21 protein-coding genes are annotated in these 26,486 nt (G+C 66.6%); 12 read left to right on the top strand and 9 right to left on the bottom strand.

Going from position 1 to position 26,486, the window contains the following annotated elements:
* The first annotated feature begins 156 nt into the window (after window positions 1-156).
* The 5 genes from EII34_RS12540 to EII34_RS12560 all read left to right on the top strand — a co-directional run bounded on the left by EII34_RS12540 (window position 157) and on the right by EII34_RS12560 (window position 3,613).
* Window positions 157-402: a PLD nuclease N-terminal domain-containing protein gene (locus tag EII34_RS12540; RefSeq protein ID WP_124845511.1), complete on the top strand. Its 246-nt coding sequence runs from the start codon at window positions 157-159 to the stop codon at window positions 400-402.
* 22 nt (window positions 403-424) lie between these two features.
* Window positions 425-1,060 (top strand): dihydroxyacetone kinase subunit DhaL, encoded by a 636-nt coding sequence (gene dhaL, locus EII34_RS12545; protein ID WP_124845512.1) that lies wholly within the window; start codon window positions 425-427, stop codon window positions 1,058-1,060.
* Window positions 1,061-1,091: 31 nt separating this feature from the next.
* The gene (locus EII34_RS12550) at window positions 1,092-1,934 is read left to right on the top strand and encodes a nucleotidyltransferase family protein (protein WP_124845513.1); all 843 of its coding nucleotides are present in this window, start codon (window positions 1,092-1,094) and stop codon (window positions 1,932-1,934) included.
* On the top strand, window positions 1,931-3,124 hold the full coding sequence (locus EII34_RS12555) for a GHMP family kinase ATP-binding protein (protein WP_124845514.1): 1,194 nt from the start codon (window positions 1,931-1,933) through the stop codon (window positions 3,122-3,124). Before EII34_RS12550 ends, EII34_RS12555 begins: the two co-directional genes overlap by 4 nt.
* Before the next feature lie 234 nt (window positions 3,125-3,358).
* Window positions 3,359-3,613 carry a hypothetical protein gene (locus EII34_RS12560; protein WP_124845515.1) on the top strand — a complete coding sequence of 85 codons (255 nt, stop codon included), beginning with the start codon at window positions 3,359-3,361 and terminating at the stop codon, window positions 3,611-3,613.
* A gap of 297 nt (window positions 3,614-3,910) precedes the next feature.
* On the opposite strand, the gene glpK is transcribed toward EII34_RS12560, so the two are convergent.
* From glpK to EII34_RS12600, 8 genes are all read right to left on the bottom strand, one after another.
* Entirely contained in the window at window positions 3,911-5,434 is a 1,524-nt protein-coding gene (gene glpK / locus EII34_RS12565) for a glycerol kinase GlpK (protein WP_124845516.1), read from the bottom strand.
* A gap of 24 nt (window positions 5,435-5,458) precedes the next feature.
* Window positions 5,459-6,211 (bottom strand): MIP/aquaporin family protein, encoded by a 753-nt coding sequence (locus EII34_RS12570; RefSeq protein WP_124845517.1) that lies wholly within the window; start codon window positions 6,209-6,211, stop codon window positions 5,459-5,461.
* A 207-nt stretch (window positions 6,212-6,418) separates the two neighbouring features.
* Window positions 6,419-7,186: an SDR family NAD(P)-dependent oxidoreductase gene (locus EII34_RS12575; RefSeq protein WP_124845518.1), complete on the bottom strand. Its 768-nt coding sequence runs from the start codon at window positions 7,184-7,186 to the stop codon at window positions 6,419-6,421.
* Window positions 7,187-7,190: 4 nt separating this feature from the next.
* Complete coding sequence (locus EII34_RS12580; RefSeq protein ID WP_124845519.1) at window positions 7,191-8,201, bottom strand: sugar ABC transporter substrate-binding protein; 1,011 nt, start codon at window positions 8,199-8,201, stop codon at window positions 7,191-7,193.
* Complete coding sequence (locus tag EII34_RS12585) at window positions 8,198-9,244, bottom strand: ABC transporter permease (RefSeq protein WP_124845520.1); 1,047 nt, start codon at window positions 9,242-9,244, stop codon at window positions 8,198-8,200. The genes EII34_RS12580 and EII34_RS12585 overlap by 4 nt, the downstream gene beginning before the upstream one ends.
* A complete protein-coding gene (locus EII34_RS12590; protein WP_124845521.1) occupies window positions 9,229-10,743 on the bottom strand; it encodes a sugar ABC transporter ATP-binding protein in 1,515 nt (504 codons plus the stop codon). The genes EII34_RS12585 and EII34_RS12590 overlap by 16 nt, the downstream gene beginning before the upstream one ends.
* Window positions 10,736-11,794 carry an NAD(P)-dependent alcohol dehydrogenase gene (locus EII34_RS12595; protein ID WP_124845522.1) on the bottom strand — a complete coding sequence of 353 codons (1,059 nt, stop codon included), beginning with the start codon at window positions 11,792-11,794 and terminating at the stop codon, window positions 10,736-10,738. Before EII34_RS12595 ends, EII34_RS12590 begins: the two co-directional genes overlap by 8 nt.
* Before the next feature lie 15 nt (window positions 11,795-11,809).
* Complete coding sequence (locus tag EII34_RS12600; RefSeq protein WP_185711329.1) at window positions 11,810-13,282, bottom strand: xylulokinase; 1,473 nt, start codon at window positions 13,280-13,282, stop codon at window positions 11,810-11,812.
* A gap of 261 nt (window positions 13,283-13,543) precedes the next feature.
* Between EII34_RS12600 and EII34_RS12605 the strand changes: the two genes are divergently transcribed.
* Window positions 13,544-14,581, top strand: coding sequence for a LacI family DNA-binding transcriptional regulator (locus EII34_RS12605; protein WP_124845524.1), 1,038 nt, complete (start codon window positions 13,544-13,546; stop codon window positions 14,579-14,581).
* Here EII34_RS12605 and lacZ read toward each other — a convergent pair.
* Window positions 14,538-17,504, bottom strand: coding sequence for a beta-galactosidase, LacZ type (lacZ, locus tag EII34_RS12610; protein ID WP_124845525.1), 2,967 nt, complete (start codon window positions 17,502-17,504; stop codon window positions 14,538-14,540). The genes EII34_RS12605 and lacZ overlap by 44 nt on opposite strands.
* A 286-nt stretch (window positions 17,505-17,790) precedes the next feature.
* Between lacZ and EII34_RS12615 the strand changes: the two genes are divergently transcribed.
* The 6 genes from EII34_RS12615 to EII34_RS12640 all read left to right on the top strand — a co-directional run bounded on the left by EII34_RS12615 (window position 17,791) and on the right by EII34_RS12640 (window position 26,473).
* The gene (locus EII34_RS12615) at window positions 17,791-23,625 is read left to right on the top strand and encodes a polymorphic toxin-type HINT domain-containing protein (protein ID WP_185711330.1); all 5,835 of its coding nucleotides are present in this window, start codon (window positions 17,791-17,793) and stop codon (window positions 23,623-23,625) included.
* Window positions 23,603-24,139, top strand: a complete 537-nt coding sequence (locus tag EII34_RS12620; protein ID WP_124845527.1) for a hypothetical protein — start codon at window positions 23,603-23,605, stop codon at window positions 24,137-24,139. The genes EII34_RS12615 and EII34_RS12620 overlap by 23 nt, the downstream gene beginning before the upstream one ends.
* 148 nt (window positions 24,140-24,287) lie before the next feature.
* A complete protein-coding gene (locus tag EII34_RS12625) occupies window positions 24,288-24,671 on the top strand; it encodes a hypothetical protein (RefSeq protein WP_124845528.1) in 384 nt (127 codons plus the stop codon).
* A 69-nt stretch (window positions 24,672-24,740) separates the two neighbouring features.
* Window positions 24,741-25,481 carry a pentapeptide repeat-containing protein gene (locus tag EII34_RS12630; protein WP_185711331.1) on the top strand — a complete coding sequence of 247 codons (741 nt, stop codon included), beginning with the start codon at window positions 24,741-24,743 and terminating at the stop codon, window positions 25,479-25,481.
* A 36-nt stretch (window positions 25,482-25,517) separates the two neighbouring features.
* The gene (locus EII34_RS12635; protein ID WP_124845530.1) at window positions 25,518-26,072 is read left to right on the top strand and encodes a hypothetical protein; all 555 of its coding nucleotides are present in this window, start codon (window positions 25,518-25,520) and stop codon (window positions 26,070-26,072) included.
* Between the two features lie 8 nt (window positions 26,073-26,080).
* On the top strand, window positions 26,081-26,473 hold the full coding sequence (locus EII34_RS12640; RefSeq protein WP_124845531.1) for a hypothetical protein: 393 nt from the start codon (window positions 26,081-26,083) through the stop codon (window positions 26,471-26,473).
* Window positions 26,474-26,486 lie beyond the last annotated feature (13 nt).

Here is a 26,486-nt window from a genome sequence, read left to right on the forward strand (position 1 = left end):
ATTCAGGACTCCATCCGAAAAGACCGCCACGGCTCCACCGCCCGCCCCCATCGAGCACGACCCGCGAGTTGACGTTGAGCGGGGTCCGTGGGGGCCGGGCCGTGCAGCTGGCGTCGTCACCGGGTGATCCCGGGTCACATCCTCTAGACTGGTCAGGTGCTCCGGATCCTTGTCTACGTCGCGGCGATCGCGCTCAGCGTGTACTGCCTCGTCGACCTCTCCCAGTCCCGTGAGGACAGGGTCCGGCTCATGCCTCGCGCCGCCTGGGCCCTGGCCTTCATCTTCGCCCCGGTCATCGGCCCCCTGGGCTGGTTCTTCGCCGGACGCCCCGTCCGGCAGCCCCGACCGCCCCGCCCCAAGGGCCCTGACGATGACGACGACTTCCTGCGCGGCCTGCGCTGACCCAACCCGTGGAAGGACACACATGCTGACCGGATCCCCGGCCGTCGCGAGTTGGCTGACGGCCGCCAGCCAGGAGTTCGAGGACCATCTGCTGGAGCTCGACTCGCTGGACGCCGCCATCGGCGACGGCGATCACGGCACCAACATGGCCCGAGGACTCACCACCGCCGCCACGATCCCCCCGGAGGCCGACCAGAGCGCCGCAGCGCACCTCGGCAAGGTGGGGCTCGCCCTGGTCAGCAGCGTGGGAGGCGCCTCCGGGCCGCTGTACGGCACCTTCTTCCTCAAGGTGGGACAACTGTGGGCCTCGCCTCCCAGCGTCCCCGCCATCGCCGCTGCCCTGCGGGCGGGGCTCGCCTCCATCCAGGCCCGGGGGCGGGCCGTCCCGGGGGATGCGACCATCGTGGACGCCCTCGACCCGGCGGTGGCTGCATTGGAGGCGGCTGACCCGACCGACCTGCCCGGAGCCCTCCGGACTGCCGTCGCGGCCGCCCATGCCGGAGCCGAGGCCACGGCGGACATGGTCTCCCGGCGGGGCCGGGCCGCCCATTTCGGCCAGGCGAGCCTCGGGCACGTCGATCCGGGTGCCCGCTCGATGGCCCTGCTGCTCGACAGCGCGGCCCGCCATGTGATCTGTGCAGTTTCTGACCAGAAGTGACCGGATCGCGCAGCCGAAATAGGCTGTGAGCATGGGTTCGACCACTGCACCGCACAGTTCCACCGCACCACACAAGGCCGTCATCCTCGCCCGTGGGCTCGGGTCGAGGATGCGCAAGGCCGCCGAGGGGGTGGAGCTCACCGCCGAGCAGCAGCAGGCCGCCGATGCAGGGGTCAAGGCGATGATCTCCCTGGACGGGCGCCCCTTCCTGGACCATGTCATCTCGTCCCTCGCGGATGCCGGGTTCACCGAGGTCTGCCTGGTGATAGGCCCGGAGCACGACCTCATCCGCGACCACTACGACTCCGCGCCCAAGGAGCGCGTGACCATCTCCTACGCCGTCCAGGCCGAGCCGCTCGGCACCGCGAACGCCGTGCTCGCCGCCGAGGAGTTCGCAGGCTCCGACCGCGTGCTGGTCATCAACTCCGACAACCACTACCCGACCGAGGCGCTGGCCCTGCTGGCCGACGTCGAGGGCTCGGCGCTGGTCGGTTTCACCCGTCAGGCGATGCTCACCCGCTCCAACATCCCGGCCGAGCGGATCGCCGCCTTCGCGCTGGCCACCACTGACGAGCACGGTCACCTGGCCGAACTGGTGGAGAAACCAGATGCCGCCACGATCGAACGGTTGGGCGAGGACGTGGTGATCTCCATGAACTGCTGGCTGTGCTCCCCTGCCATCTTCGACGCCGCCCGGGCCATCCCGAGGTCCGCGCGCGGTGAGTACGAGATCACCGACGCGGTGCGCTGGGCCATCGACCACGGCGACCCGTACACCGTCGTCAAGGCCGATCACGGCGTGCTGGACATGTCGAACCGCGGCGACATCGCCTCCGTCATCGAGGCGTTGGGGGACAAGCAGGTGAGGCTGTGATCCGCTGGTTCGTGCCGGGGCGTCTGGAGGTCTTCGGCACCCACACCGACTACGCCGGCGGCAACTCCCTGCTGGCCGCGGTGGATCTGGGCATCACCGTCGAGCTGACCGACGCCACGTCAGGCATCTCCGCGACGACGACGGCCGCCCCGGGTGAGGAACTGACCCTGGTCCCGGGTGAGCCGAACGATCTGCCCGCCGGGCACTGGGGCGGCTACCTTCAGGCGGTCATCGACCGGTTGCGGCTCAACTTCGGGGAGCTGCGGCCCGCCCGCATCACCGTCGACTCGACGCTGCCGCTGGCCTCCGGGATGTCGTCGAGTTCAGCACTGGTGGTGGCCCTGGCGCTGGCGCTCATCGACCACAACTCCTTCCGTGACCGCGACGAGTGGCGGGCGAACATCACCTCTGAGATCGACCTGGCCGGGTACATGGCCTGCTTCGAGAACGGGATGAGCTTCGGCACGCTCGCCGGGGAGAAGGGGGTCGGCACCTTCGGCGGCTCCGAGGACCACACCGCGATGCTGTGCTGTCGTGCCGATGCGCTCACCCGGTTCCGGTTCTGCCCGATCCGCGAGGGGGAGACGGTCTCCTTCCCCACGAGATGGACCTTCGTCGTCGGGGTGAGCGGGGTGTTGGCGGAGAAGACCGGTGCGGCCCTGGAGTCCTACAACCGGGCCTCGCTGCTGACCCGGGAGATCGTGGCGGCGTGGAACGACGCCACCGGTGATGAGGCCGTCACCATCGGTGACGTGCTGGCCGGGGATGAGGACGCCTGGGAGGGGATTCACGCCGTCGTCGCCCACGACGACGAGCTGAGCGCCCGCCTGAGGGCCTTCCTCACCGAGTCGGAGGAGTTGATCCCGGCCGCAGTGGCGGCCCTCGGTGACGGCGACCTGGACCGGTTCGGGGAACTGGCGGACCGCTCCCAGCACAATGCGGAGGTCAACCTCGGCAACCAGGTGCCGGAGACCATCAGGCTGCAGCAGCTGGCCCGAGAGCTGGGGGCGAAGGCGGCAGCCAGTTTCGGGGCCGGTTTCGGCGGCTCGGTGTGGGCACTGGTCCGAACCGACGAGGCCGACGCCTTCGCCACGGCCTGGCTGGAGCGCTACATCGCCGAGTTCCCACAGCTCAAGGACCGGGCCTCGACGCTGGTCACCCGCCCAGGAGCCCCGGCCCGGAGGCTGTGACACTCTCCCGCTTGGTCACGCCAGGCTTTCCACACCAGGCCCCGGCAACCGGCTCGAGCAGCGGGAAGGGAAGGTCTCGGCTGTCGGGCCGCTGAGGATCCTCGGGGCGACGGCCGGACCGGGGCCCTCCCCCGCTGGTCCGACAGACAACGCAGTGACCACAGCAGAAGTCGTAGCCCGGGTTCGGTCTCAGGGCTCTGGTGCACAGGCACCCGCCCCGAGAGACTGGAACACATGAGAACGCTCCCACGACGCCTGTGCGCCGTCCTGATCCTCGCAACACTGGCCCTGCTCAGTGCCTGCAGCAGCCCACCCACAGCCCCACCCCCACCGGTCGAGCCACCAGCCGAAACCCACGAACTGACCAAGACCGACCTCGATTCCTGGCTCGACGGGACACTCCCCGATGTCCTCACCAAGGGCAAGGCAACCGGAGCCGTGGTCACCGTCGTCAAGGACGGCCAGATCCTCACCAACCTCGGCCTGTGACCCCACACCGCTGACCGAGCCCGACCTTTTCTCCGCTGATCGAGCTGGGCTGCACCACGAAGCGAGCAGCCCAGCTCGAGACCTCGCGAGGGCGCCCACTCAACCCAAACACCAGCACCACGCACCAAGGGTCTCGACACGGTTTCCTCCGCAAGCTCCGGAAACCGGCTCGACCAACGGGAAAAGAGAGGTCTTGACACGGACCCTACAGCCAAGCTCCGGACCCGGTGTGAGCAGTGGAAAAGAAAACAGGAGGCCCCGCACCGGTTGCCGGTGCGGGGCCTGGTGAGCCGTCGATCACTCGACGACGTCGTCGTCCATCCAGTCGAAGGTCTTGGTGACGGCCTTCTTCCAGTTGCGGTACAGCCGAGCGCGTTCGTCATCGGCCATCGCCGGGGTCCAGCGCTTGTCCTCGGCCCAGTTGTCGATGACATCCTGCTCGCCACTCCAGAACCCGACGGCGATGCCAGCCGCATAGGCGGCGCCGAGCGCCGTGGTCTCCGCGACCACCGGGCGCACCACGTCGACCCCGAGTTGGTCGGCCTGGAACTGCATCAGGGTCTCGTTGGCGGTCATGCCACCGTCGACCTTCAGCTCCGCCAGCCTCACCCCGGAGTCCGCCTCCATCGCATCCAGCACCTCGCGGGTCTGGAAGGCTGTGGCCTCCAGGACCGCACGGGCGATGTGTCCCCGGTTGACGTACCGGGTGAGCCCGACGATGGCACCCCGAGCGTCGGAACGCCAGTACGGGGCGAACAGGCCGGAGAAGGCCGGGACCACGTACGCCCCGCCGTTGTCCTCGACGGTGGTGGCCAGTTGCTCGATCTCCGGGGCGGAGTCGAACATGCGCAGGTTGTCACGCAGCCACTGCACCAGCGACCCGGCCACGGCGATGGAACCCTCCAGGGCGTAGATCGGTTTGGCATCACCGATCTGGTAGCAGACGGTGGTGAGCAGCCCGTTCTTCGACGGCACGATCTCCTCGCCGGTGTTGATGAGCATGAAGCAGCCCGTGCCGTAGGTGTTCTTCGCCATGCCCTTCTCGAAGCAGGCCTGTCCGAAGGTCGCGGCCTGCTGATCGCCGAGGATCCCGGCGACCGGGACACCGGCCAGCAGTCCCTGGGCACGGCCCACGCCGTAGACCTCGGCCGACGACTTGATCGTCGGCAGCATCGACATCGGGATGCCCATGTCGGCGGCGATCTCAGGATCCCAGTCGAGGGTGCGCAGATCCATCAGCATGGTGCGCGAGGCGTTGGTGACATCGGTGACGTGGACCCCGCCGCCCACCCCACCGGTGAGGTTCCACAGCACCCAGGTGTCCATGGTTCCCATCACCAGGTCCCCGGCCTCGGCGCGTTCCCTGGCACCCTCGACGTTGTCGAGGATCCACTTCACCTTCGGCCCGGCGAAATAGGTGGCCAACGGCAGCCCGACCCGGTCCTTGTACCGGTCGGCCCCGACCTCACCACCCAGCTCATCGACGATCCTCTGGGTGCGGGTGTCCTGCCACACGATGGCGTTGTACACCGGCTCCCCCGTGGTGCGGTCCCACACCAGCGTCGTCTCACGCTGGTTGGTGATCCCGACGGCGGCCAGGTTCTCCTTGTTCAGTTCCGCCTTGGCCAGGGCTTGGGCGACGACCTCGCGGACGTTCTCCCAGATCTCGATGGCGTCATGTTCCACCCATCCCGCACGCGGGAAGATCTGCTCGTGCTCCTTCTGCCCGACCGAGACGATCCTCCCGGCGTGGTCGAAGATGATGGCGCGGGACGACGTGGTCCCCTGGTCGATGGCGAGAACGTACTTCTTCTCAGTCATGTCTTCTCCTTGAGGACAGTGGGGTCAGGGCAGCAGCGGGCCGGCCAGCAGACCGGCGACGACACCACCGATGATCGGGCCGACGACAGGGACCCAGGAGTATCCCCAGTCCGAGTCGCCCTTGCCCTTGATGGGCAGGATGGCATGCATGATGCGGGGCCCGAGGTCACGCGTCGGGTTGATGGCGTACCCGGTGGGACCACCCAGTGAGACACCGATGCCGAACACGAGCAGTGCGACACCGAGGGCACCGAGCCATCCGAGATTCGCCGGTTCACCTCCTGCGGCCGCGGTGAACCTCCCGGCCGCGATCACGCCGAAGACCAGCACGAAGGTGCCGATGGCCTCGGTCGCGACGTTGAACAGTGGGTTGCGGATCCCCGGTGAGGTGGCGAACACGGCCAGTTTGCTGGCCGCCTCCGGCTCCTCGTCGAAGTGCTGCTTGTAGGCCACCCAGGCCAGCAGGGCACCCAGCATGGCACCGAGCAACTGACCACCCAGGTAGGCGGCGATGAGTCCAGCACTGACCGGATGCCCACCCATCTCGGTCTCGCCGCTGGCGAGCAACCCGAAGGTGACGGCCGGGTTGAGATGCCCCCCGGACTTGTAGGCGGCGATGACACCGATGAACACACCGATGCCCCAGCCCCAGTTGACGAAGAGGAACCCGGTGCCGTTCCCCTTGGTCCTGGCCAGGGCCGTGTTGGCGACGACACCACAGCCCATGAGGAGCAGCAGCATCGACCCGACGGTTTCGGAGAGAAATATGGTTCCCAACTCTCAGGCTCCATTCCTGACGACTCTGTCACGTGCGCCCAGGTGCGGACGCATTGCGAAGAGCCAACCCGACCCGCCCGGTTTCGGCAAGCCTGCTGCACGTTCATGCAGCCGTGCGTGGACCTGGTGCACCTTTCCCCGTTTGTGCCGGGGGACTTGACGACTCCTCGTCGCGATGACCGGCCCACGCACGACAGCTGGATCAGATCAGAACAGCGTGTAACCGCCGTCGACCACCACGATCGATCCTGACATGAAGCTGGCCGCATCGGAGGCGAGGAACACCACGGCGGGCGCGATCTCCTCCGGCAGCGCGTAGCGACGTTGCGGCGCGTCCTCGATCCAGTGACGCCGGAACCGAGGCTCCTCCACCGGGGACATGTCGGTCTTGACATAGCCGGGCGCGACCGCGTTCACCCGCACCCCGAACGGCGCCCACTCCGCCCCGAGAGAACGGGTCAGGTGGTGCACGGCTGCCTTGGAGGCGTTGTAGGCCGGCTGAATCTGAGGGCGGTTGACGATCTGTGCCGAGATCGAACCGATGTTGACGATGCGTCCACTCCCCCGGGAGACCATGTGGGCCCCGACGTCCTTGGACACCCACCACAGCGCCGTGAGGTTGGTGTCGACGACGTGGCTCCAGTCCTCATCACTGACCTCCAACGCATCACCGTGGATGCAGGTCCCGGCGTTGTTGACCAAGATGTCGATACGGCCCGCCTGATCGATGGCCTCGGCCACCATCCGTCCCACGGACCGGCGGTCCAGCAGGTCCCCGGCCACGGCGTGGGCGGTGAACCCCGACGTCGCCAGTTCCTGCCGCACCGTCTCGGCCTGCTCCACGGCTCTTGCGTGCACGATCACCTCGGCCCCGGCCTCGGCCAAGGAGTGCGCGAACTGGCGTCCCAGGCCACGTGCCGCCCCGGTGACCAAGGCCGTCATGCCGTCCAACCGGAATCTGTCCAACACACTCATGTCATCACCCCTCGATCAGCCCGGCCTTCTTGTACAGCTCGACGTACTCACTGACGTTGTCCTTGGTGATGAGCGGGTTGCCGACATCGACGTTGATCTCCTGCTCCGTGCCGTTCAGCAGGTCATTGACCGCCTTCATGTTGAGCTGGGCCAGTTCCTGGGCGTTCTGCAGGGTGGAGGCCGTCATCGTTCCCGCCTCGATGAGCAGACAGGCCTCCGGGGTACCGTCGACACCGTAGGCGAGGATGTTCTCGAACCCTGCCTTGCCCTTGACCGCCTCCAGGGCTCCCGCGGCCATGTTGTCGTTCATGGAGATGATCGCGTCGATCTGCGGATTGGCCAGCGACCAGTCCTCCATCAGTCTGAGCGCCTCGTCCTTGTTCCAGTTCGCGATGTTCTCGGCGACGATCTCGACGTCCTTGCGCTTGTCGAAGAATTCCTTCTGCCAGGCCTCGCGACGGGCGGTGCTATGGAAGTTGCCGCCGGGGCCGTTGAGGACGACGACCTTTGCACCCTGTGGGACCTGTTCGAGGGCGAGCTTCGCGGTCTCCGCCCCCTGGTCATAGGGGTTGGCATCAACCGATGAGGCACCGGCGATGTTCTCCACACGCGGGTTGGTGGTGATGACCACGCTGCCGGAGGCGACGGCCTGTTCGATGTAGGGGCGCTGCGCCTCACCGTTGTTCGGCTGGATGATGATCGCATCGTACTTGTTCGCGATCGCGGTCTCGATGAGTTTGTTCTGCACCTCGTCGTCAGCCTGACCGTCGGAGATCTCCAGCGTGATGTGCGGGTAGTTCTTCTCGGCCTCGAGCTTCATCTCGTTGGCGAGCCAGGCGGCGAACGAGTCCACCTGGGCGCGGGCGATGTAGGCCACCCGGTAGGACGACTTCGACTCGCGCGGCGCGTTGGACGAACTCGAGCCCGGGGTGTTCGTCGTGATCGAGCAGGCCGTGAGCGCCACGGACAGCGCTCCGGCGACGGCGGTGAGGAGGGTGCGTGTGAGCTTTTTCATCGGGTGTTCCTTTCTCGGTGGTCCTGGCTGCTTCGCTCAGGAGGGTCGGGGGGTGACGGATCGGGTTCAAGCTCAAAGGTCCTGGGTCCGAGGATGGTGGTTCGGGTCCTGCCGCGTTTGCTCCACACGTCGTAGGACACGGCGCCGACGATGATCGCCCCCATGACGATCTGCTGGATGTAGGAGCCGATCCCGATGAGGTTCATGATGTTGCTGAGCACACCGACGATGAGGGCCCCGGCGAGGGTGCCGATGGTGGTTCCCACACCTCCGGAGAAGCTGGTACCACCGATGATCGGGGCGGTGATCGCCTGCAGCTCGTAGCCGACCCCTGCATTGGGCAGCCCGGCGTTGACCCGGGACATGAAGATCACACCGGCGATGCCGACCAGGATCCCGTTGACGATGAACGCCTGGAACTTCACCCGTGCCACGGGGATGCCCGCGGCACGGGAGGCCTCCTCATTGCCGCCGACGGCGTAGACGGAGCGTCCGTAGCGGGTGTGGCCCATCAGGTACCAGATGACGACGGTGACCACCAGCAGGATCATCGCGGGCACCGGGATCCAGCCCCACATCCCCTGCCCGATGAGCACGAAGTCACCGAGCTGGAGGACGTTCTGTCCGTTGGTGATCTCCAGCACCGCTCCCCGGGCGATGAGCATCATGCCCAGGGTCACGATGAAGGCAGGGGTCCTCATCACCGCGACGAAGAACGCGTTGAACAGGTTGCAGGCCACCCCGACGGCGATTCCGGAGAGCGCTCCGAGCAGGATGTTGCCGGTGGCCTTGTGGACCATCACGGCCACCACTCCGGCGAAGGCCATCACCGATCCTGCGGACAGATCGATCATGCCGCCGATGATGAGGGTCATCGCCCCATAGGCGAGGATGGTGATGACCGCCACCTGGCGGAGCACGTTGAGGATGTTGTCGGTGGTGAGGAAGTTCGGGCTCAGCAGCGTCGCGACGCCGAGCACCAGAACCAGGACGACGAAGATGGAGTACCGGCCGAAGTCGGCCTCCCTCAGTGAGAACGACATGACTGGGCCTCGATCCTGTTCATCGCATGTTTGAGGATGGTTTTCTGGGAGAACTCCGCACGGGACAGCTCGGCGGTGAGTCGCCCCCTCGACATGACGTGGATCCGGTCACACATGCCGATGAGTTCCGGGAGTTCGGAGGAGATCATGAGAATGCCCCGGCCCTGCCTCGCCAGGTCGGTCATGATCTTGTAGATCTCGAACTTGGCGCCGACGTCGATACCCCGGGTGGGTTCATCCAGCAGCAGCACCGTCGGGTCCGCGATCAGCCACCGGGCCAGCAACACCTTCTGCTGGTTGCCCCCGCTGAGCGCTGAGATCCTGGTCTCGAGGCTTGGTGCCTTGACCTGCATCCGGGAGAAGAACTCCGACACCAGCCGTCGCTCCTCGACGGCATGGGTGAAGCCGCCGTGGATGACCTTCCTCAGGCTGGCCAGGGTGGCGTTCTTCCTGATGCTGAGCTCGGGAACGATCCCGACCAGCCGCCGGTCCTCACTCAGCATCGCGACACCGTGACGCAACGCGTCCCTCGGTGAGGAGATCCGCACCGGGCGGCCCGCCACCTCGACCAGCCCGCCGTCGAGGGGGTCGAGTCCGACGATCGCCCGGACCACCTCGGAACGCCCGGCGCCGATCAACCCGGCCAGCCCGACGATCTCCCCGGCCCGGATCTCGAAGGTGATGTCCTCGAACTGGGTCGCGGTGTGTAGGCCATCCACCCTGAGCACCACGTCGCCGATGGGCACTTCCCGTTTCGGGTACGACTGGTGGTCGAGGGCACGTCCGACCATCTGGGTGATGACCTGGTCCAGGGTGATCTCGTCAGCCCGCTGGGAACTGACGACGGCCCCGTCCCGCAGGATGGTGATGTCATCGGCCAGCTCGAAGACCTCGTCCATCTTGTGAGAGATGTAGATGACCGCCTTGCCCTGGTCCCGCAGCGCTCTGATCTTGCGGAACAGCGAGGCCACCTCCTTGTGCGCGATGGCGGAGGTGGGCTCGTCCATGATGAACACCTCGGCGCTGTGGTGGACGGCCCTCAGGATCTCCAAGGTCTGGATCTCCGAGACGGTCAGAGACGAAAGCCTCCGGTTGACCGACAGTTCCATACCCTCGGCCTGCAGGATCTGGGCGGCCTCGCGTCTCATCCGCCGCCAGTCCACCCGCCCGAGACGGGTCGGGAGCCGTCCTAGGAAGAAACTCTCCGCAACGGTCATCTCCGGCACGTGGTTGAGTTCCTGGGCGATCATCGCGACGCCCCGGGCCCGGGCCTCGACGGGGTTCTTGATCCGCACGGGCGCATCCCCCATGAAGATGGTTCCCGCATCCGGCTGGTGGATGCCGTTGATGATCTTCATCAGGGTGGACTTGCCCGCCCCGTTCTCACCACACAGGGCGTGGACGGTACCGGGCCGGACCTCGAAGGTCACGTCAGTGAGCGCCCTGACCCCGGGAAAGGACTTGGAGATCCCCTCGACACGCAGCAGGGTCTCAGCCACGGCCTGCCCTAACGTCGTGCTCCTCGATCCGAGCCACCCGGGGCCTGACGATCCGCTTCAGGGAACCGGTGGCGCCCTCCCCGGTGAGGGCGGCCTCCACCTGGTCCAGGCCGTAGACGTGGGTGACCAACGAGTCGAGCTCCACCTTGCCCGAGGTCAACAGGTCCCGCGCGATCGGCCAGGTGTTGGTGTAGCGGAAAATGCCGGTGACCACGATCTCCTTCATCGCGATGTCAGCGACCGAGAGGGGGATCTCATCAGCGCTGCCGACCAGCACGACGACACCGCCGGGACGCACCGAGCGCACTCCAGTGATGATCGCCGGCGTGGCCCCGGAGGCGTCGATGAAGGCGTGCGCCCCCATCCTCTCGGTGCTGGTCACCGCCGGGTCGACGACGCGGAAGCCGTGGCCCGCGGCCAGCTGCCGCCGCCCGGGATCGATGTCGGAGACCACCACGTCGGTGGCCCCGAAGGCCCTGGCCACCTGCGCGGTGATGACCCCGATGGGGCCACCACCGGCGATCAGCACCGTGTCCCCGATGCCCACCCCGGCTTTCTGGACGGCCGCGATCCCCACGGACAGGGGCTCCATGAGGGCCGCGGCGTCGTCGCTGATGGATTCCGGGATCTCGAAGGCGAAGTCGTCCTGGATGACGACGTACTCGCAGAAGGCTCCGTCGACGGGTGGGGTGGCGTAGAACTCCATCCTCGGGCACAGGTTGTAGGCCCCGGAGCGACAGTACTCGCACACCCGGCAGGGACGTTGGGGCTCGACGGCCACCCGCTGACCGATCCGGGCAGGATCGACATCACTTCCGACAGCGGCGATCCGACCGCTCAGTTCGTGGCCGAGGATGATCGGTTGCCTGACGACGAAGGGACCGATCGCCCCGTGTTCGTAGTAGTGGACGTCCGAGCCGCAGACCCCGACGGAGGCGACGCGGACCAGCACCTCGTCGGGTTCGGGGACAGGAGTGGGACGTTCCTCGACGGCGATGTCCTTGACGGCTCTGAGCACGCTCGCCCTCATGGTCTCTGGCAGGTCGGGCATGGTTCTTCCTTTCACTCAGGTGGCGGTTCCGGGATGGATCGGGCCGGTGGCCTGCACGTCGGCCAGCGCTTCGTAGCGCTCCCAGACGTCGGTGCGGTCGGTCCTCGGGTGGGTTCGGGAGGTCTCAACAGGCCGCCACAGCCGGGTCTGCTCGGCCACGCCCACCCTCTGGACGATGGCTGCTGCCTGGATGGCGGCTCCCCGTGCGGTGCCCTCCGGGGCATCGACGGTGACGCTGTCACGTCCGGTGAGGTCGGCGATCACCTGTCGGTAGGCCTCGGACCGGGCTGCCCCGCCGATGAGCAGGGTGCGTCCTGTGACCGGGGTGGTCGCCCGCTCCAGCGCCCGTTCTCCGCGGAGCAGCCCGAGACAGACCCCCTCGACGGCGGACAGTGCCAGCTGCTCGCGGGTCATGGTGGTGGTGATCCCGCCGAGCAGCCCGGTGGCCCAGGGCAGGCGAGGGGTGCGCTCCCCGTCGAGGAAGGCGGCGAGCAGGGGGCGATCCACGCTCGGTGCGGCAGCCAGTGCCAGCCGTGCGAACTCGGTGTGGTCGACGCCCAGCAGGTGGGCAAAGGTGTCGGTCACCTTCGTGCAGTTGAGGGTGCAGGCCAGTGGCAGGTAGCCACCGGTCACGTTGGCGAGGCCGTCGACACCCCCGGTGACGTCCACCACCGGGTCCGTGACGGTGGCGAGGACCACCCCGGAGGTGCCGAGGCTCCAGGCGACGTCCCCAACCTCCAGTCCGATGCCCTGTGCCGCCAGATGTTGGTCACCACCGCCGGGGGCGACCACGGCACCGGGTGCGATCCCGAGTTCCTCGGCTGCAGCAGGAAGCAGCTCACCGGCAGGCTCGTCTGGGCCGAGCACGACGGGCAGCATGGCCTGCCAGTCACGTTCACCGGCGGCCTCGGTGAGGATGTCGGTGCGCCACTGCATCGTCTCGGCGGAGAAGTAGCCGGTCCCGGAGGAGTCCGACCGGTCCGAGCAGTGGTTGCCGGTGAGCCGGTGGGTCAACCAGTCGTGGGGGACGAAGAGCCGACGTCCTCGGGCGAGCGTTTCCGGTTCATGCTCGGCCAGCCACGCCACCTTGGTGACGGTGTGGGCGGCGGACGGTACCAGGCCGATCTCCTGTGCCCACCAGGCAGCGCCGTGGCGTTCCACCAGCGCTGCCGCCTGTGACGCGGAGGTGGTGTCGTTCCACAGCTTGGCCTTCCGCAGGGAGCGGCCGTCGGTGTCGGTGACGACCAGGCCATGGCACTGTGCACCGACCGCGATGCCGACCACCTGCCACGACGGGTCGGTCATGGCCTGCCGAACTGCTGCGACGAGCGCCTGCCACCAGGCCTCGGGATCCTGCTCACTCACCGGTGGGGTGGTCGGTGGGTGAGGTGTCCGGACGGTGGACAGCAGCCTCCCGTCCTCGAGATCACGCACCTCGACGGTGCACGACTGCGTCGAGCTGTCGATCCCGAGCACCACCGTGGTCACGTCACGGCTCCCGACTCCTCGACCGGCCTCATGACTCCTCCTTCCACGGTGTCGTGGCTGCGCCTTCCTCGCCCAGATCTCCGGACAACGTTGTCCAGCGCGTCGACACCTGTGTCTCGTCGTGACGTGAAACCGAGGATAGAACACTGGGACAACGTTGTCAGCAGGGTCACCGAAAGGATGACACACCACGATGCCGGCTCGCGCCCGATGATTCTGCGGCGCTAGATTCTTCACCACTGATCGCGCTGGAGGGCAGACATGGGAGGGAAGTCGGGGCGTCGGGCCACCTTGACCGACGTGGCGAAACGAGCGGGTGTGAGCCTGAAGACGGCCTCCCGGGTCCTCAACGGCGTGGCGACGGTGGACGAGCAGCTCGCCCGCAACGTCCGTGAGGCCTCCGAACAACTGGCCTACCGTCCCCACCGCGGAGCAGCCACCATCCGCTCGGGCACCTCGGACATGATCGGGATGCTGATCCGGGACATGTCGAACCCCTTCTACTCGGCCTTGGCCGCCGGGGCCTCGGAGGTGTGCGAGGACCAGGGCTGTCTCGTCATCACCTCCAGTTCCGAGGGCGAGCCCCCGAGGCAACGTCGCCTGCTGGAGGCGATGCTGGACCAGCGACCACGAGGGTTGCTCATCACCCCCTCACCGGGGGCGGAGGCCATCCTGACCGCCGAGCTGCAGTGGGGTACCGCCGTCGTGGCCATCGATGAACCGCTGACCGGTCTGGAGACCGACTGCATCACGTTCGAGAACCACGCCTCGGCGAAGGCCGCCGTCCTGGAGACCCGCCCGCTCGGGCTGAACACCTGGGCGGTGCTCAGCGACACCGTCCAGCTCACGACGATGCCGGAGCGGGTCAGTGGCGCCCTGGCCGGGATCTCGGATCTCGGGGCGGAGATCCGGGACTCCGCGATCCGGCAGGACGTCCACACCGTCAAGGACGGTTACGCGGCCACCTCCATGCTGCTCGACCACCCCGATCGTCCCGATGCCATCTTCTGCTCCAACCACATGGGGGCACGCGGTGCTGCCCAAGCGGTGACGGAGCGCGGCGCCGACACCGCCATCATCACCTTCGACCAGTTCCCACTGGGTGAGGTGATGCCTTTCCCGCTGCTGACGGTCGAGCACGACGACCGGGAACTGGGGCGTGAGGCAGCTCGGCTGCTGTTCCAGCGGCTGGAACATCCCGACGGCCCCGTCCAACGCCTGTGGTTCCCCACCCGCTGCACGCGGAACCGTCGTCTCAGGAACCGCTTGACCGCGGCAGCGCCTGCATCGCGACTCTGAACTGCAGTCTGCCGGTCGGCAGCAGGAACTCCGGATGGGTCCTGGCCCCCCATGAGTCGTCGCCACCGACCCCGCGTCGCCGCCACGTGGCCCGCACGACGGTGCGGTTGCTGGGTGGGAGCTGCCACGGGTGCTCGGCGTTCTCCACCTCGAACGGGGTCCACGGCAGGGCCGAGAACTCCATGTGGGCATCGATGGCCTCGAAACGGAGCACGGCGTCGTCACAGCCCACCTCGGCCCACCGCACCCCGGTGTGGCCGCCCGCCTCCTGAGGCCGGATGTAGGGCGTGAGCTGATCGGCGACCCGTTGTTCCCACAGCCCGATCCGGGCCGAGGACCGACGATCGCAGGCACTCTCGTGCGGCCCCTCCCCGTACCACCGGAGCCGGTCCAGCATCCCGTCGAGGGGGATCAGCAGGCTGAGCTCCGGCGGGTCGGGCCAGTCCACACCCGGGGTGACCTCCAGCCCCACCTCGATGCGACCCTGCCCGTCCACGGCATGGGTCATCGTGCAGGAGCCGTCCCCGGGCAACCGGAACCGGTGGGTGATGATCGCCTGCTGCCCCACCACCCGGCTCTCCGGGAAGCCGTCGAAGACGGGGTACCGGGAGGCCAGCAGCCACATCCCGTCACGGTGGGGTGAGCCCCAGCCGCGTTCGTTGGAGGTCGGCGCGTGCCAGAAGCACGGGCGCACCCGACCCGCCAGCAGCTCCCACTCCCCCAGGCGCCAGGAGCTGAGTCCCCCATGGGCCTCCGTGAAGAGCAGGTCGAAGCCATCGCCCCGCACCCCGGTGTTCAAGGTGCCCACCACCAGCTGGGGTGCCGACGGCAGAACCCGTTGCGGGGTACTGGTGTGCAGCACCTGCTGGGCGAAGGCCACCTCGTGACCGGCCGGGGCCCACGCCGTCGCCTCCCTCAGCTGGCAGGAGACCTCGGCCACGAACTCACCGTCGCCCGAGACTGACCATTCCGGCCAGGCCAACCGGGCGCTCTCCCCCGGGGCGATGTCCAGGGGCATCTCCTGGGACTCCACCTGGCGACCGTCGTGGAGCAGCCGCACCAGCAGCCGCAGCACATCGGTTCGGGTGAGCACCTGCCGGTTGGTGACGACGACACCGTCGACATCGGGCTGGATGTCCACCGGGCGGTACAGCTGCTTCGCCTCGATCAGCAGCGGTTTGGGGGTGTGGTCGGCGAAACACAGGCCGTTGCCGGAGAAGTCGCCGTCGTTGGGGTGGTCCCCGAAGTCACCACCGTAACCCCAGTACGGTGTGCCGTCGGGGGCGACGGCGGGCAGCGCCTGGTCGGCGAAGTCCCAGACGAACCCACCCTGGTACAGGGGCTCCCGCCACGCCAGCTCGGTGTACTTCTCCACCGCACCGAAGGAGTTGCCCATCGCGTGCGCATACTCACAGAGGATGAACGGCTTGTCGCGGTGCTCCGCCAGGTAGGACTCGATCTCGGCGGCCGTGGCGTACATCCGGGAGACCACGTCACTGGTCTCCGGCAGTCGCCGATCCCAGTGGACCCCCTCGTAGTGGACCGGGCGTGAGTCCTGGGAGCGGAACCAGTCCGCCACCGCCAGCAGGTTGGACCCGCCGTAGGACTCGTTGCCGCACGACCACATCACCACCGAGGGATGGTTGACGTCGCGGGCCAGCATGTTGGCGGCCCGGAACAGCAGGGCCCCCTGCCACTCCGGCCGATCCCCGGGCACCACCTCGGCCTGCTCGATCCGGCCGCGCTCGTGGGCCTCCCACACCCCGTGGGTCTCCAGGTTCATCTCGTCGATGACGAGCAGTCCCAGCTCGTCGCACAGTTCGTAGAAGGCCGTGGAGTTGGGGTAGTGGCTGGTGCGCACCGCATTGACGTTGTGGGCCTTGAGCAGCCTCAGGTCGTGGGCGATCTCGTCGCGGGTCATCACACGACCATTGCGTCCGAACTCGTGCCGGTTGACCCCGTTGAAGACGATGCGCTGCCCGTTGAGCTTCAGCAGCCCGTCCTCGATGCCGAAGCGACGGATACCGACGCGCTGCCGGATCACCTCCACGACGCGTCCCTCCCGGTGGACCTCGACCCACAGGTCGTACAGCTGGGGGTCCTCCGCACTCCACAACCGGGGTCCGGGGACCTCGATCACCCCGCCGGTGAGCTCCCCCACGCCGTCGAGGACCGCCTTGACCTCGCCGTCGCCCTGCAGGGTGGTGCTCAGCCGCACGGTGGCCCGGTCGAGGTCGTCGGAGACCTCAGTGGTGACCCTCAGGTCCGCGACGTGGGCGGCGGGCAACCGCAGGAGCGTGACGTCACGGAAGATGCCGGAGAAGCGGAAGAAGTCCTGATCCTCCAGCCAGGAGCCGGAGGAGAACTGGACCACCTGCACGGCGATCCGGTTGCGGCCGGGCACCACGGCGGCGGTGATGTCGAACTCGGCGGGGGTGAACGAGTCGGTGGAGTACCCGATCCAGGTGCCGCCCACCCACACCCCGAAGGCCGACTCCACGCCGTCGAAACGCACCACCAGACGCTCCCCCTCGGCCAGCTCGGTGACCTCGAAGTCGCGCACGTAGCTGCCGACGGGGTTGGCCTCAGGCAGTTCTCCCGGCCTGATGTCGACGCGTCCGTCCCACGGGTAGGCGACGTTGGTGTAGTGCGGCCTGCCGAAACCGTGCAGCTGCAGGTGCGCGGGCACCGGGATCTCGGCCCAGCCGGAGACATCGAGGTCAGCGGCCTCGAAACCGTCGGGTCGGGTGGCCAGGTCCGGGGCGTGGTGGATGCGCCAGGTCCCGTTGAGGGACTGCTCGAAACCGGAGATCCCCTGCAGCGCCTCCTGCCTGGAGGCGAACCAGCGGTGGTCGGAGCGCGGCGGCAGGGTGTTCTCCGCGAACCGTTCGGGGTCGGACAGCAGTGAGGCATCGATGGTCACGGACACCACTCTAGATCCTGCCCCGGGTTCTGGTCGAACACCTTGTCAGATGCGGTTGCCTGATTCCGCTGACAGGTGACCCGGTGGTGACGTAGGGTGGCGTCGTTCTCGTGGAAGGATGGTTGGGGCTGTGAGGCTGGATGACGCGAATCTTGACGGCCTGAAGGGTATGCCTGATGTGGCGTATGACTTCGAGGTGTCGTCAGGGTTGCAGACGGCGTTTCGGAACGCGGCGTCGGCGTTGTCGGGACAGCGTGGGTCACGGTCGTCGTACCGGTCGGATGGGTTGACTGATTTTTCCGGGTACTACTCGTCGTTGTTCAAGGCGAATGGTGTCACGCAGTTGGGGGACCTGGATGAGATCGTTCGGAATCTGCAGTTGGTGGCGTCAAAGGTTGCCGATCTGGACGAGAAGGCCCGGGCGGAGAACAACAGGCGTCGACAGGCGCGGGAGTGGGCTGAGCGTCGGGCGAATCGCGGGGATTTCCAGAAGGCCTGGGAGGGTTTTTGGAATTGTGGCGAGGAGCCGCCCTTCTCGGAGATCGATGAGAATTCGACGGGGCCGAACGAGTCGGTGACGCCTCCGGTTCCGGCCCAGCGCTCCCCCCTGGAGGGCAGGGGACCCACTTCGGTGTCGTCGGGTGTGCCGTCGAACCTGCGGAGTTTCGCGTCGAACACACGGACCGCTGATGAGTTGTTGGCATCGACGCCGGGGAATCTGCGGACTCACTGTGAGTCCTTTGCGGCGTCGTGTTCGTGGGCGACGCTGGATGCGTCGAGTGTGATCTCGGGGTTCGAGGCGTGGTTGTCGGCGAATGGGTCCGAGGCGACGTGGGCGGATGTGGTCGCGCAGGCCTTCGAGGACGCCGGTGGCGGCGACGGCCCGGCCACGGTCTCCGATGCCACGCTGGATGCGGTGTTGGCTGCGGCTGGGGTTGGCGCTGAGCGTACCGACATCCAGATCGATCCGCCGACGGCGTACGGGTCGCCGCCGACGACGGGGTATTCCAACGATCCGGTGAACACCGCCTCAGGTGGTTTCCTGGAGACCGAGGAGGATCTGCCCTTCACGGGTCTGGCTTCCCCACTGGGTGTGGTGCGGGCCTACAGCTCCCTCAATCCGGCCGTGGGGGCGTTCGGCCCGGGGTGGTCGTGGTGGAGCGAGGCTGGGCTGAGCGTTGCGGATGATTCGGCTCGGCTGACCCTGTTCGATGGTCGCGTCATCGTTTTCCCCCGTCGTGGCGAGGGTTGGGATCGCGCCACGGGCGAGAACCTGTGGTTGAAGAACACCCCGGACGGCGGGTTCCTGGTGACCTCCTCGTGGGGGATGCGCTGGGTCCTGGACGCGGCGGGACGGGTGCGTGTCACGTCGTCGGACCCGGGCACCGAGGTGGCCTTCAGCTACGACGAACACGGGCGGCTCGCGGGGCTGCGGCACGAGTTCGGGCGCAGTCTCGAGGTCCGCTGGGATGCGGCGGGGGAGCGTGTGGTGGCGGTGGTGGCCTCGGATGGCCGGGCCGTCGACTACCACTACGACGATGCGGGGCGGCTCGTCGAGGTCGACGCACCGGGGCGGCGCCGTCGATACCGCTGGGATGATGCCAGCCGCATCGTCGAGGTCATCGACGCTGACGGTGTGGTGGAGGTGGTCAACACCTTCGACGAGCATGGCCGGGTGGTGGCGCAGCTGTCGCCGCACGGGAGGCGCACCCGGTTTGCGTACTTCGCGGGCGGGATCACGCAGACCAGCGATGAGGATGGGGCGCGGGCGAACACCTGGATCCATGACCGCAAGGGACGCTTGATCGGGGTCGTCGATGCTGACGGCAGGCGTCAGTCCACCGGTTACGACCAGTGGGGCAATCCGGTGCTGGTGCGGCAGCGCGACGGCGCGATGACGGTGAGCGCCTACGACGCCAGGGGGCGGTTGGAGGTCCGCCAGCTGCCGTCGGGAGCCCGGGAGGAACGGCAGTGGGACGACCTGGACCGGTTGACCTACCTGACGGTGCGGGCCGATGACGACAGCCCCGAGGCCGTGACGCGCTACGAGTACCGGGGCGCGGAGCGGTCGCCGTGGCGGGTGGTGGACCCTGAGGGTGGGGTCACCGAGATGGTCTGGGAGCGAGGGCTGCTCAAGCGGATCGTCGACCCGACGGGGGTCGGCGTGGATTTCGGGTACGACGAGTTCGGTGAACTGGTCTCCAGCACTGACGCGATGGAGGCGACCGCCGTCCTGGAGCGTGATGAGGTGGGGCGGGTTGTCGCTGCGGTGACGCCGCTGGGGCACCGGACGGTCTTCCGGTACGACCCGGACAGTGGGGTGTTGGTCTCGCGTACCGATCCGACGGGGGCCAGGTGGAGTTTCGAGCACACCGGTGCGGGGCGGCTGTGCGCGGTGATCGACCCCGAGGGTGCGCGCACCGAGATCAGTCATGACGAAACGGGCGAGACGGTCGAGACGGTGGATCCGCTGGGCCGGAAGGTGCGCAGGAGCTACGACGACCTGGGGAACCTGGCCTCGGTGGAGCTGCCGGACGGGTCGTCGTGGGAGTTCGGGTATGACGCGGTGTCGCGTCTGGTGAGTTTCACGGACCCCGCGGGTGGGGTGCGTGGGCTCAGCTACGGTGCGGACGGGTTGCTGGCGGGCACGGTGGACCCGACGGGGGTGCAGCGTGGCGTGGTGCGTGACGTCATGGGGGCTCCGACGCAGGTGATCGACGGCGGGGATGACCTGTCTGCCCGCTTCGACCGGCTGGGCCGGGTCGTCGCCGTGGCGGGGGCGGATGGGCAGGAGGTGCTCAACCGCTACGACCTGTGTGGCCGGTTGGTGGAGCAGGTCACCTCGGATGGTGCGGTGACCCGGATCGAGCGGGACGCTGCGGGCCGGGTGGTTGCCGTGACCCAGCCGATGGGCGGCACCTACCGCTACGAGTACGACGCCTGTGGCAGGTGGGTGGCGACGATCTCCACCGGTGGGGATCGCTACGAGTTGATCCTTGACGCGGATTCCCGGGTCGTGGGTGAGGTGTGGCCCGACGGGGAGCAGGTGACGACCAGGTTCGATGCTGCGGGACGGATCGTGGAGCGTCGTCAGCCCGGCCGTGGCGTGGTGCGGTTCCGTTACGACCGGTGTGGCCGGATCGTCAGTGTCCGGGATCCGTGGAACGGTCACCGTCGGTTCCGCTACGACCCGGCCGGTCAGCTGGTCGAGGCGATCGATGCCCTGGGTGGGGTGACCCGGTTCGGCTACGACGAGTTGGCGCATCAGGTCGAGGTGATCGACCCGGCTGGCGGGGTGACCAGGCGGACCTTTGACCCGTTGGGGCGGATCACCTCCGAGACCGACCCGTTGGGGCGCACCACCACCTGGATGCGGGATGCCGCTGGACGTGTGGTGCGTTCTGTCAGGCCCTCGGGACGGGTGATGTCCTGGGAGTGGAACGAGCATGGTCGTCTCGCCCGGACCTTGGTGGATGGGCAGCTGTTGTCGGAGCTGGAGCGTGACTTCGCCTCCCGCACCATGACCATCACCGAGGGCACCGGTTCCAGGGTGGAGATGGCGTGGGACACGCGCGGGAACCTGCTGCGGCGGCTCCGCGACGGCGTGGGGATGGCATGGACCTACGACCGGGGTGGGCGTCGTTCCTCGATGTGTCGCCCGGACGGGTCGGTCACCACCTATGACTACGACAGCAACAACCGTCTCGCCGCGATCACCCATCCCGATGTGGGGCGGATCGAGATCACCCGGGATGCGATCGGGCGGATCACCCGTGTCCACGGCGACGGTCTGGATGCCACCTGGACCTGGCAGGGCGGGGCCGTCGTCTCGAACCGGGTGAACCGGCGCGGGTTCATCCAGGAGCTGCGGCTGGAACGCAACGACGACGACCAGGTGGTCGCGCAGGTCCAGGACGGGTTGCGTACCGAGTTCAGCTACGACAAGGCAGGTCGCCTCACCGGGACGCTCAGCAGTGAGGGGCTGGTCAGCTCCTACGAGTGGGATGCCGGCGGGCGTTTGACCGCGCAGAGTGTGGGTGAGGCTCGCACCACCTTCCGCTACGACCAGGCCGGGCAGCTGGTCGCCGCGACCGGCCCGAGCGGGCAGGTCACCCGCTACACCTACGACCCGGACGGGCAGCGCATCCGCGAGATCGGGCCGGAGTCCGAGCGGATGTTCGCCTGGGATCCGCGTGGGTTCCTCGCCTCGATCACCAGTGTGGTCCGCGACGGTGACAGCGTACAGGTGACCTCCCGTCGCGATCTCGACACCGACGCCACCGGGCACCTCGCCCGGATCGACGGCACCGATGTGTTCTGGGACACCGCCGCGGGCGCACCGTCGCTGGCGCAGATCGGCTCCCAGGTGGTCGTCGACGCCTTGGCCGCCACCACCCTCGCCACCCGGGACGGCGGCGGCGAGGGGGCATGGCTGGTCCCCGACGTCGACGGTGCCCGCGTGGATGCCTGGCTCATCCCCTCGCTCGACATCCCGCACGTCGCCCAGCCAGCGGCTGGTGATGACCTGGCCTCCGGTGACGTCGCGGGTGGGATGGTCGGTGTCGGGGCGTGGGGGGCTCTCAACCTCGATGGCCTGTCCCTGACCGGGGTCAGGGCCTACGATCCCGCCACCCGCGCGTTCCTGTCCCCCGATCCGCTCCCGGCGGTCACCGCCTCCGGCTGGGCCGGGAACCCCTACTCGTGGGCGGGGAACAATCCCGTCGGCGCCACCGATCCGCTCGGGCTCAGGCCCGTCTCGGAGGATGATCTCAGGGTCTACCAGCAGGCGTCGAATGGCTGGCTGGCGAACAGCGTCGCCGCAGCCGGGTCCTGGGTCAAGGACAACTGGGAGTACATCGCTGCCGGGGCCGTGATCGTCGCGGGGGTCGCCGTGATGTGTACCGGCGTCGGGGGGCCGATCGGAGCCGCGATGATCGGTGGCGCCCTCATGGGGGCCGGATCGTCCATCGCCTCCCAGAAGTTCACCACCGGCAGCGTCGACTGGGGCAAGGTCGCCGTCGACGGCGCGATCGGCGCCGTGTCCGGGCTCGCCGGGGGCGGTGCAGCCGCAGCCATCGGGCGTGCCGCCCAGGGTGCTTCCTGCCTCGGCCGCAACATCATCACCGGGGCGGCGGAGTCCGCCGTCGACGGCGCGGTCTCCGGCGGGCTGAGCTACCTCACCGGTCCCGGCCCGCACACCGTCGCCGGATTCGCCGCTGCGGCGGGCACCGGTGGTCTCGAGGGTGGCGTCATGGGCGGTGCCGGAGGAGCGCTGTCGAAGCTCACCGGAGTGGCCCGTTACGGCTGCTTCACCCCGGACACCCACGTCCTGATGGCCGACGGCAGCACCAAGCCCATCACCGAGGTGCAGGTCGGTGACCGGGTGGTCTCCCACGACCCCATCTCCGGGAACAACGTCGAGGGCACCGTCGAGCAGCTCCACGTCCACGAGGACGTCCCGACCCTCAAGCTCACCACCACGGCGGGCGAGATCACCACCACCGCCACCCACCCCTTCTACGTGGAGGACAAGGGCTGGCTCCCCGCAGGCGAGCTCCGGGAAGGCGACCACCTCAGGCCCGCCGACGGATCAACCAGCACCGTGGAGGTCCTCACCCTCCAGGCAACCGGTCACACCCAGACCGTCCACAACCTCACCATCACCGGCTGGAAGAACTACCACGTCCTCACCAAGGACAACGTGGAGAGCGTCCCAGTCCTGGTCCACAACGACGGACCATGCACCAGCGAAGATCTGTGGGCAGCAGGCAACAGGTCCATGCCACGCCCCCCACGCACGTCTGACCTTGACGTAACGGATGGCTCAGACATGGTCGGGCTTGGTCCAAAACCCACAGATCCAACCCATGAGGCCAAGGGGGCATCAACATTCACGTCCTATGAGGATCTGGCAGACAATTTGAAGGGCCAAGCCCATCGACTTCCCAAGGGAAGTGAGCTTCCGGATGGACTCGCAGTCCATGCGGATGGCAAAGATGTCGACGGGGAAATGCCCTGGGGACACAGAACGGTCTACCCAGAAAAGCCTATGACCTTTGACGAATTCAGTGAAAAGTTCACTTCAATGGGATGGGAATATGATCGAAAAATCAAGGGATGACAACAAGGCTGACAGCACCTCGAAATTCGAGGATGCCTGCGATGCACTGACGCAAGCTGCCAAGGACATCAGCTTGCTTTCCTCAAAGTGCGGAGGCACTTCGATACTTCAGAGCATGCTGGAGAGCAAGGATGTCGCGAAGGTTGCGACCGCCCTTCGCGCGCTTCGACACTATGACCCAAGGCAAATTCTTGAGCTGGTTCTTCCCATCTACAGGTTGACCGAGGTGAGCGTCCATTACTTCAGCGCAGTACGACTGCTGGCGATGATTCCCGCCAAGACACTGAGGCACACCTTGGTTCCGCTGGTCTTTGACCGCCTGCTGGACCCCGACAATGGCTACGACTACTACTCATGGAGACTGAACGCTTTGATGCTGGAGTACTTCGGTTTCGACGATACCGCCCAAAGCGTCGCGATCCTGGCGCTGGCCAGCGACGACCCCGAAGTACGTGAGGTCGGAGCAGAAATGATAGCCGAGATGGCCACCCCCGGAAGTCCCCCATACGGATGAGCCTTGACATGATTGACTTGGGCACGTCACTGACCACGGCATGCAACAATCTAAAATTCTGGAGGCGACCTGCTTCGCCTTCACACGAACCTCATTTTGAATCCCCAAAACTCAGGCGACCGAGCCTTCTACTGGAAGAAATACCCGCATGAGCAACCCCCTTGGGTCACCGCAACCAAACCCTCCACAACCTTCAGGAGTCGTCCACAACAACGACCCCTGCGACAACCCAATCGCCACGGTGAGAGAAGCTGCGCGGCACGCTGCCTCACGAGGAAGGAAAGAGCTGCTCGAGACATTGTCACATGAACAACAAAACGCTGCCAGCGCGAACCTCAGTCTCAACACCATCTTCACCGCACACGCCGTCCAGAACCAAACTTTTGAAAAGCTGCTCAAGAAGTATGGCGACGACGTGTTTCAGTACAATGGAGGCCCCGGCCCTGACTTCACCTACCTGCCCACAGGAGAGAAGATCGAGCTGACAACACCCAAGCAGGTGGACGTACACAAGGTCCGCCCCCACCCGTGACGTTCCCAACAGGGAAACATGAAACAGCCAAAGACGCGGCAACGAACCCACAGAAAGCGAGACCACACGATGAGTCGTCTCACCGAATCCATCGACAACTACGGACTCGAACTCTCCTTCAAAGCAGGGGAAACCGTGACCGGGGAGGACTGGCCCAAGCACAAGCTGGGACGCATCGGGTCAAGCGCCATCCTCGAGAACTGCAACTTTGAAGGAACCTCCGCAAAACAGGTAATCCTGGGAGGCGCCGGATGGACCGCAGAATTCCGGAACTGCTCCTTCGACAACACCCGTCTGAAATACATCATCGGCGAGGCCAAGTTCATCAACTGCACCTTCCGAAACGCGCGACTCACAGAGTTCCGCGTCAACCCCCTCACCCTCATCAACTGCGACTTCTCCGGCGCCCTGCTCCTACGATGCCAATTCTGGGGAGCCCCCACCCCCCACGACCTCAAGGACCGCCCCTCCCTCAACCCCGTGAACGAAGTCCACGGAAACGACTTCAGCACAGCAACCTTCGACGACTCGGACTTTCGCGGCGGAGTGAACCTCACCCTCCAACAACTCCCCACAGGCCAGGACTACGCCATATCCCTCGACGGAAATGCTGCACTCCAGCGAGCCACCGCCCTGGTCGACTCATGGGGACCAGAACGAGAAGAAGACCAGACACGAGCCCGAAGCTGGATCAACATCTGGCAAAGAGGCATCGACCGGGGACAGAATCACCTCTTCGCAGTATGGCCCAAGAAACGACTCACCCCCGAATCTTGGACCGAACTGCGCCAAACCATCAACGAAACCTAAAGCGCACTGCTGAGGACCCATTCGAGGATTTGACCAATGCAACCGGAAGAACTGACGAACGAAGCACCAAGTGACAACACCGAGCTTGACGCTGCCTCTGATTTCAGGGCGGCCTGCGATGCCCTGAATCGAGCCGCCGATAGCATCAGCCTGCTCTCTTCAAAGTGCGGAGGCACTTCGATACTTCAGAGCATGTTGGAGAGCAAGAACACCAAGGAGGTTAGAACCGCCCTTCGCGCACTTCACGACTTTGACCCAAGGCAAATTCTTGAGCTGATTCTTCCCATCTACAGGTTGACCGAGGTGAGCACCTACTATTTCAGTGCAGTACGACTGTTGGCGATGGTTCCCGCCAAGAAACTCAAGCGCGCCCTGGTTCCGCTGGTCTTCGACCGCCTGCTGGGCCCTGACAACGACTACGACTACTACTCATGGAGGCTGAACGCTTTGATGCTGGAGTACTTCGGTTTCGATGATGCCGCCCAGCGCGTTGCGATCTTGGCCTTGGCCAGCGACGACCCCGAAGTACGTGAGGCCGGGGCAGAGATGATAGCTGAGATGGCCACCCCCGGAAGTCCCCCATACGGATGAGCCTGGACATGATTGACCTTGGCACGTCACTGACCACAGCGTACAACAATCGACAATTCTGGGGGCGAACTGCTTCGCTCTCACTGGCTGAACACCTTGCCGGAGAAGGCCGCCTTGCCATTGACTGGGACGATGGCGCAGGCGAGGACTGGCTGACCCTGATACAGGCCGGGGAGCCTCAGGCCCTGCTGGGAGCAGAGTTGCCGCTGCTGTTCACGCTTGACAGTGAGTCCACAGAGCTCCCGCCACGCGTGACATCAATCATGCTCCCCTCCATGACCCGGCCAATACTGTGCTGTGACCGAGCTGTACTCGAGCAGGTGTTTCACAGGAAGTTCGGAGCACTGGAGTTCTACCCAGCTGGATTCAGTGCACTGGATCTTGCAATGACCACAATTTAGCTGGAGGTGACAC

The sequence above is a fragment of the Arachnia propionica genome, from assembly GCF_003859805.1.
Taxonomy (GTDB): Bacteria; Actinomycetota; Actinomycetes; order Propionibacteriales; family Propionibacteriaceae; genus Arachnia; species Arachnia propionica_C.